6 protein-coding genes and 1 pseudogene are annotated in these 8,701 nt (G+C 29.9%); all 7 read left to right on the top strand.

Translation table 11 applies throughout. The annotated features are described in order from the left end of the window. The first annotated feature begins 312 nt into the window (after positions 1 to 312). The 7 genes and pseudogenes from CS884_RS08735 to CS884_RS08705 all read left to right on the top strand — a co-directional run bounded on the left by CS884_RS08735 (position 313) and on the right by CS884_RS08705 (position 8,700). A complete protein-coding gene (locus CS884_RS08735) occupies positions 313 to 2,505 on the top strand; it encodes an isopeptide-forming domain-containing fimbrial protein (protein ID WP_099321455.1) in 2,193 nt (730 codons plus the stop codon). 288 nt (positions 2,506 to 2,793) lie between these two features. After that, positions 2,794 to 3,675, top strand: a complete 882-nt coding sequence (locus CS884_RS08730; protein ID WP_099321454.1) for a hypothetical protein — start codon at positions 2,794 to 2,796, stop codon at positions 3,673 to 3,675. A gap of 808 nt (positions 3,676 to 4,483) precedes the next feature. Further along, positions 4,484 to 5,341: a hypothetical protein gene (locus CS884_RS08725; protein ID WP_099321453.1), complete on the top strand. Its 858-nt coding sequence runs from the start codon at positions 4,484 to 4,486 to the stop codon at positions 5,339 to 5,341. A gap of 128 nt (positions 5,342 to 5,469) precedes the next feature. Then, positions 5,470 to 5,865 (top strand): annotated as a pseudogene (locus CS884_RS08720) (KilA-N domain-containing protein); the annotation flags it as partial. Between the two features lie 307 nt (positions 5,866 to 6,172). Further along, on the top strand, positions 6,173 to 8,065 hold the full coding sequence (locus tag CS884_RS08715; protein WP_099321451.1) for a BglG family transcription antiterminator: 1,893 nt from the start codon (positions 6,173 to 6,175) through the stop codon (positions 8,063 to 8,065). Further along, positions 8,058 to 8,411 carry a PTS lactose/cellobiose transporter subunit IIA gene (locus CS884_RS08710; protein ID WP_099321450.1) on the top strand — a complete coding sequence of 118 codons (354 nt, stop codon included), beginning with the start codon at positions 8,058 to 8,060 and terminating at the stop codon, positions 8,409 to 8,411. The genes CS884_RS08715 and CS884_RS08710 overlap by 8 nt, the downstream gene beginning before the upstream one ends. Continuing rightward, positions 8,386 to 8,700 carry a PTS cellobiose transporter subunit IIB gene (locus CS884_RS08705; protein ID WP_099321449.1) on the top strand — a complete coding sequence of 105 codons (315 nt, stop codon included), beginning with the start codon at positions 8,386 to 8,388 and terminating at the stop codon, positions 8,698 to 8,700. Before CS884_RS08710 ends, CS884_RS08705 begins: the two co-directional genes overlap by 26 nt. Position 8,701 lies beyond the last annotated feature (1 nt).

Here is an 8,701-nt window from a genome sequence, read left to right as displayed (position 1 = left end):
TCCCTACGCCCCAAATTACCTGCAAATAATATAAAACAGCATATATAAAATAAAAATATACTTCACACAGCTTTTAAAAAAAGCAAAAAACTTCGTTAATTAATTCGAAAAAGAACCTTTAAAGATTTCTTTTTTCGAATAATTAAATAAATGTTGGAATGTTTCAAAATTACAGTTACTTTATTTCAAAAATATGATATAATGAAACTGTAGAAGGATTGATTTGAACTTATCGAGAATACATATTCTCAAATGAGAAGGGATAAATTCCCATCAATCAAACTGGCAAAATAAAAAACAAAGGAGAAACAAATGAAAAAGAAAATTTTGTCATTTTTAACAGCGTTTGCAATGGTGTTTGGTATACTAGTAGCACCATTTACAACTGCTAAGGCAGACCAAACAGTCACAAAACCTGGCGACCAATATTATGATAATGGTCAAGTGCCTACTAAAAAAGAAGGTGCACCAGCAGATAAAGAAAACGCAACAACAACTTCAACTATCAAAATCCACAAAATAGTTATGAACTCTACTGACCTTAGTAACTGGTCAGAAGAAGATAACAGAACTAATGGTGGAGAGATAACAGCTATCAAACAATTCTTTGGTAATTCAGCTGAAGAAGTAGATGGCGTTTACTTTGAAGTTTACAAAGAAGTTGCAGCAGGAACAGCAGGAGCGGTTGCAGGATCTGAATTAAGATCTAAACACAATGACTCTGATAAGATTAAGACAGATAAAGCATACAAACTTGTTAAAGAAGGTTTAACAAAAACTAATGGTACTGATGAATTTGATTTATCTTCTGAAATAGACAAAGATGGAGATAAAGAAAAACCAACCACATTTGTAATCGTAGAAAATTTAGAAAAAACTACTTATACAAAAGATGGTAAACTACTTAACAAAAATGGTAAAGCAATCCCTGCTTCTATCACATTGCCAGCAACTATAATGGGTGGAAATGTTCTAAACTTATATCCAAAAAATACAGACGCTGACAAACCAGAAGTAATAAAAGACTACAAAGAAGAATTCACATTAGATAATCAAAAAACTGATGATTTCAATCACAATAAAGAAAGAACTCAAGATAAAATTGAAAGCGATCTAAAAAATCACCAAATAGGCGATGAAGTAACATACAGAGTAGAAACTCTATTTAAAGAAAATACTTCATACAAAACAGCTTATTGGAACGATAACATGACAGCTGGTCTAACATACAAAAAAGGCTCAGTTAAAGTATTTATTAACGGTGCTGCAGCTGAAAAAGCTGATTATACACTAGATGAAACTGCAGAAAATGGCTTCACTGTTCAATTAACAGAAGCGGGTCTAAAAAAAGTTAGCGATGATAAAAAACACATTGTAGCTTTAGAATATGCTGCTACATTAAATGAAAAAGCAATCGTTAATATCCCAGAATCAAACGACGTTGACTTCTTCTATGGTAACGATGCTAAACAAGGTAATACTCCAATTCCAGTAAAACCAGTAGATAAGAAAATCACAGTTAAAAAGGAATGGGATGATGGAAAATTTGCTGAAGGCGAAAAAGCTACATTCCAACTTTATGATGCATCTACAGGAAAAGCAGTTGGTGAAAAAGTTACAATTGAAAAAGGTAAAGATACTCACACATGGGAAGGCCTAGATAACGAGAAATCATATAAGGTAGTAGAAATTGAACGTAAAGACGGCGTAGAAGTTTCTTACGAAAAAACAGCTGACGGACAAATCAAAGCTGTAAACCACATTGGTCACAACCAAGAAGTTAACCCAAAAGAACCAAAACTTGTTCATCATGGTAAAAAATTCGTTAAAATTAGCGATAGAGAAAACAAGAGAGTTGCTGGTGGCGCTACATTCGTAATTATGAATGAAGCAAAAGATAAATACTTAGCACAAAAAGCTGAAGGTAAAGTCGCAAACAATAGACAAGAATATACAGAAGTTAAAGCTATCTATGACCAAATGGTAGTAGATGCAAAAACAAACAAAGAAATCACTCAAGATGCTATTGATCAGTATTACACAAACCAAGTAGCTCCAAAATATAAAGAATTAAATACAAAATATGAATGGATTACAACAAATGATCCAGAAAATGAAGCTACAGTTGTAAAATTAACATCTAATAAAATGGGTCAATTTGCAATTGACGGTCTAAAAGACGGCAACTACAACCTAAAAGAAATTAAAGCTCCAGAAGGATATGCAAAACTAACTAAAGAAGTTCCATTTACAGTTTCTGCAAATTCTTGGGAAAGCGAAGGTGACATCGAATTTAATAAAGATACAGACGGTCAAGCAAAAGAAAATGGATTTGCTTTATTAAATAAAGATGGTAATAAAGGTTCTGCTCAAAAAGTAGTAAACAAGAACTTAACAATCCCACAAACAGGTGGAATCGGTTCACTAATCTTTATCGTAGCAGGTCTTGCAATCATGACAGTTGCTTTCGTAGCTATGAGAAAAAGAAACGCAGTTAACGCTTAATAATTAAAACAAATCAATTGCCTTTAAGGAAATTGAATTATAAGAAAAGAGGAGAAAATTCTCCTCTTTTTTCTATTTGTTTACAATTAATCATTTTTCCTTTTTTCTACTCAAGCATTTTTAATAATTTTTATTAAATAATACATATAATAGTTAGAGAAAATTGAAAAGAATTTTAACTGCTCTAGCAATTAAATAGAATTTAATCTATTTGATTTAGGATTTTTATCTAGTAGAATACAAAAAAACTGGGATCTTTATTATTATAAAGATAAAAAAGGAGGAATTATGTTTGATTTTAAAAATAAGGATAGAACTTTTCTGCTTGCTACTATTATTAATATTATAATGTTTTTGTGCTTATTAAAGTTTTCGGCCAATATTTTTTGTAATGCGCTTGCATTTATTTTTGTTGTTTGTACTTGTATCTTCAAAGAGATGAGCAACAAATATAAGAAAATTCAGTCGGAATTGAAAGAATTGGATTATATTTTAAGTCTTGTTGTATTTGCACTATATTCTTTTACTTTGCTGGTAAATATCCATGAAAGATTTCCAAGAACTACAATTTTTTTATTCTTTCTCTTATTTTTTATATATACAATGGAACTTGTATTCTATGCGATGAGAAATACTAGTCTAAGTTTTCTCGCTGTAATTGGTCTTATAGTCTTTATTTTCTTGCTTGGATTTTTTAATGTTGAGAAATGGGAATATATATCAATATTTTTTCTATTTGCCTTCTTCATTTTTAGACCTTTTAGCAAAAAACTAGATAAGGATAATGAAAAAGTAGGACAAGATTCGCGCGAACTTAGCCTTGACCAAATACTAAATATTGGCTTAAATGACTTTGATATAGTAATAGCTTGCCTTTTTATAGCTGTAATTATCACAAGTAAGGAGCAAAGCCAAAATCTTATTAAAAGTTTTTACTCTATAAAAAATGACAATTTCTACTTTGCTTGCCTAATAGGAGTTGTAAGATTTATTATTTTTATCTGCATATTCTTTCTAATTGCCATACTAAGATGGATAGCGATTAAGCTGTCTACAAAAAAAATCAAAATGGATAAATTTTTCAAAGACCTAAGCCAGTTGGAATTTAAAGATAGAATGGTAAGAATTTTTACAAAATTTAAGGAAAGATTTTGGGATATGCAGTGGTAGGAGAAAAGGCATTTTATTACTTTTCCCTTTGCAAGTTGAGTGAACAAATTTATTAGCCCTGGAATATTGATAGAATTTTTTACTTTTACCTTTGTATTTTGGGCGAATAGAGTACCTCACTTCTCTGCCATCTTGAACGAACTTTTTTCATCCCCCCTCTGGCATCTTGAGCGAGCGAAGCGAGTCGAAAGATCTCACAAAGCATCAACAACACCTTAGTATCAATCCCACAAACAGTCGGACTAATCTTCATAGTCGTAGGCTTGTCTACTCTGACTGCCGGCAGGTTCTCCCATGAGTGGTGGTTTAGTATCTTATAAATGCGCTTATAATAGCACAAAAGCGTACAATAATATTGAATTTTATATAGATCAGAAGTATGTTAATATTAACCATGATACTGTAGAGATGATGCATGGTTTCGACCAATAAAAAGACGAGCCTGTCCGCTCGTCTTTTTATACTATAGGCTAATTATCATCAAGTATGCTATCTAGCCATTTGCAGATTAAGTGACCAACTATTTCTGCTATGATAGTTACTATGATACTGTAGATTTTTCGCATAGTCTCACCTCCTCTCATGCTAATGAGATTGATGATAACACTTGTATCATACTTCATCTACAGAGAAATTAATAATATTTATTTTGTAAAGTAAGAATTTTTTAATCTGAAGTTAATCATAATAATGACTTAGAATTTAAGCTTACAAAAATCTCAAGCTAAGAAAGCTTAATTATAAACAAAAAACAAAACTTATTCATTATATCAAAAGTGTTCCATATATTAGGTATAAGGAGAATAATATGGGAATATTTTCTACAAGAGAGCTTTCGACATTAATCTGGACAGCTATAATTATATCTTTTTTCATGATAAAGAAGGATACAAGAATAATAATCATTGATGGCATAATACTATTATTTAAACCAGGAATAATGATAATCTTTCTTATATACTTTCTATACATATTAATTGTAACAATATTTATTTCGAAATTATCATTATGGGATAGGATTTATACTAAGGATATAATTATTTGGGCGGTATTTGTAGGTTTGATTAACTATTTCAGAGCAATTACAGATGAAAATTATGGATTCAATCTAAGAAAACTAATCAAGGATAATATTAATGCTACTATAATTATTGAATTTATTATTAGCATATTTACATTTGATATAAAATTAGAACTTATAATCGTACCTATAGTGACCATATTATCTGTATTAAGCTTGTACACTGAGAGAAATAGTAATTATGAGAGTGTACATAAGATTGTTAATGGTATTATGGGCGGTTTTGGGTTGTTTTTGGCCTTTAAAACTATAGAAGTGGGGATTCATAAGTATAAATATCTAAATTCAAAAGATACATTAGTAAGTTTTATGATTCCGATTATATATCTTTTCTTATCTCTGCCCTTGTATTATATTATTCGATTATTTTCAGAGTATGAGACAGTTTTTCTTTCAATACCATTTAGCGATGGAATAAATCCGAAAGTAAAGAGAAGACGTTTTTTTAAGATTTTTAAGGTTTGTGGGTTTTCAACTAAAAAATTGGAATGTTTTTATAAACATTATGTACCATATATTTATATGAGTGTGTCGGAAGAGGATTTTGATGAAGCTTTAATTAGGTTTACACTCGAATATAGATAAAGTTCGCATAATTGTGTAAAATATAAAGTGATTAGGAAAAAACTAGTTCAGTGTTTATAAGAAAAACTAATCCGCATTGTTAATATTTTATCATATGTTTATTAATTATTAAATAAATGGGAGGAGAAATGGCAGGAACTAAATTAAAATTAAATGCCAAAGGGCATGAAATTTCGGTGATTGCTTATGAAGATCAACAGGATTATATAAGCTTGACTGATATAGCTAAGCAAAAAAATCCAAATGCACCGGCTGACATTATAAAAAATTGGCTTCGTAGTAGAAGCACGATTGAATATTTAGGACTTTGGGAATCTTTGAATAATTCTGATTTTAAACTGGTGGAATTCGACCAGTTTAAAAATGAGTCTGGGAGCAATTCTTTTGTATTAAGTCCAAAAAAATGGATTGAATCAACAGGTGCTATTGGAATTACATCTAGAGCAGGAAGGAACGGTGGAACCTACGCCCATAGAGATATAGCCTTTGAGTTTGCTTCTTGGATTTCTCCAGAGTTTAAAATGAGGTCATAGGAATAAATTTGAAACTAATCTTATGATCGAAACTAAAAAAAGTGTAGAATGGCTGTTTTATTTAATAATTAAAGGAAAATTTTAATTTTAAGAGAATACAATCCGTATAGAAAGATTGCATTCTCTTTTTTAAATTTTTTAAGATAAAATCATCGTTGTATTCAAGTGATTGGGAGTTTTATAAGTCATCATAAATTTTTCTCAAAACATTTACTCACACAAAAATTATTTTTGTTAAGGAAAAAATATCCGTGGATATGTTAGCGATTTCCTGTATACTTTAATTGAGGGTGGCTATATGATTGAAACAAGATTGAAGTTGATTTTTGATTATTTGACAAGTGATTATGATTACCATACGTCTGAAGAAATTGGAAAAGACTTGCAATTAAGCGATAAAACTATTCAAAGAGAGATTCATATTTTAAATACTTATATTGAAGATAATGGAGCTAAGATTAAGTCTTTAAAAGGCTATGGTTATAAGTTTATTATTACTGATGAAAATGCTTTCAAAAAATTTCTTAAAGATGATTGGTACAAGCATGCTTATTTTGTTTATGACAATGCTGATAAGGAAGGTAGAATTGAAAGTATTTTGCATTTGTTTTTGTTTTCTAATTCTTATATCAAGCAGCAGGAAATTGCAGATAGTTTTTATATAAGCCTTTCTCAAACGCAAAAAGATATTTCTTATATTAAGAAAGTTTTAAAAAAATATGACCTGACTTTACAGTCAAAGCCTTATTATGGGATGAAAGTAACAGGTAGTGAAAGAAATATTAGAAAAGCTATCAAAAATGAAATAGGGATGGATCCTTCTATCTATAAGGATAATGAAGATATTATATTATTTGAAAAGATACAAGAAATTATTGATCAGATAGATTTCGGGCCGAATTTTTATATGCCTTATGTTAATTTCAAAAATTTGGTTATTCATATTTATATTTCAATTCTAAGGATTAGAGATAATAGGATTGTCGAAAATTCAATGGATTTAGATGATAAGCTTATTTCTTACGAAGAGTTTAATATTGCAAGCATTATTGTCGAAAATTTAAAAGAAAAGCTTGATATGGCTATTCCTTACCAAGAGCTAGTTTATCTTACTATGCATTTGATTGCAAAAAACACTGTAAGCGATCATGGCAAATTGTCAAATGAAGTGGCAAGTGTTGCCCAAGAAATCATAGATACTATTTATGAAGTTACAAAATACGATTTTAGGGCGAATATCGATTTTTATTTTTCTATTAGCACACATTTAGGACCTTTGATTGAGAGAATTAAGTATGGATTGGATATGAAAAATCCACTCTTGGAAGATATAAAGGCAAATCAAATTGCGTTTTTTATTGCGACAATTGGTTCAAATGTTATAAACGAAAGATACAAGACGAAAATTTCTGATGATGAGATTGGCTACTTGGCATTGCATGTTATTAGTGCTATGGAAAATAACGATCAAAACAAGAAAGATATTCTTTTAGTTTGTGGTTCGGGCAATTCTAGCGCCCAAGTTATGAAATCTCAATTAATTTCTAAATTTTCTAAGCAAATTAACAAATTGGTTTTAATTGATTATAGCAAGATAGGCAACTATGATTTGGAAAGTTTTGATTTTATAGTTTCTTCAATTAATCTGAAATTACATACAAAAACACCAATTGTATATGTGGATATACTTTTTAAACAGAAGGATTTTATTAATATAGACAAAGCTATGAAAGGTGGTGGAAGTAGGGAAATTTACAAAATATTTTCTAATTCAATTCTTATAAGGGATATAGATGTCTATAGCAGGGAACATGCTATAGAGATTTTAGCTGAGATTGCAACTAAGAAAACAAATATGGCTAAGGAAGAAATTATTAGCCAATACCAAAAAAGGGAAAAGCTTTCAAGTACAGCTTTGGCTGATGATATCGCTATACCTCATATTTTTAAGCAAGTTAAAGATGAGAGTTTCTCTATTATTTTGATCCCAAATAAGGAAGTTTTATGGGAAGATAAAAAGGTTAGTTTAATATATTCCTTATTTGTAGGAAGTGAGATTGGTGATATGTCTCTTTATTATGAAAAATTAGGAGATTTTTTGATTAATGACAAGATCAAAGAAAAAGCAATTAAAGCCCAAAATAGCATTGAATTTATGGAAATATTTTTAAAGGGAGAAAATTATGGATAATGAGCAGATGTATGAGATTGCCTTTCAAATAATAGTTCATGCTGGTGAATCAAGAACACTGTCTGCTAGTGCAGTTGATAAGGCAGAAGAATATGATTTTGAAAGTGCAAATAAGCTTTTAGAAAAAGCAAATGAAGAGTTTTTGGAATGTCATAAAATCCAAACAAACTTGTTAACTAGCGAAGCAAATGGAGAGAAAATTCAATTAAACATTATTTTTATTCATGCTCAAGATCATTTGACTATGGCAAGTATCTCCATGGAAAACGCAAAAAGATTTATAAAAACTTATAAGAAATTAAAAGAATTAGAGGATAAATATGAAAAATGTAATTCTAGTTTGTAACGCAGGTATGTCATCATCCTTGATGGCAAAAAAAACGACAAGCTACCTAAACGACAATGGTCATGATATACATATTGATGCCACCACAAGTGTAGATAAAAAGAGGATTTTTGAAAAAGATAAGTACGAGCTAATTTTGGTTAGCCCACAAATTAGAATGTTATTTGATGAATTTTCAAAAAAAGCAAAAGAAAATGACATGAAAATTGTTCAAGTAAATTTCGATGCCTACGCTCCTATTCCATCTGGAATTGAAAAAATGGCTAAATTAGTTTTGGACAATCTATAAA

It is taken from the genome of Anaerococcus sp. Marseille-P3625, assembly GCF_900232825.1.
Classification (GTDB): domain Bacteria; phylum Bacillota; class Clostridia; order Tissierellales; family Peptoniphilaceae; genus Anaerococcus.
Note: the sequence above shows the minus strand (reverse complement) of the source record. Positions and strands in the feature narration are given on the sequence as shown.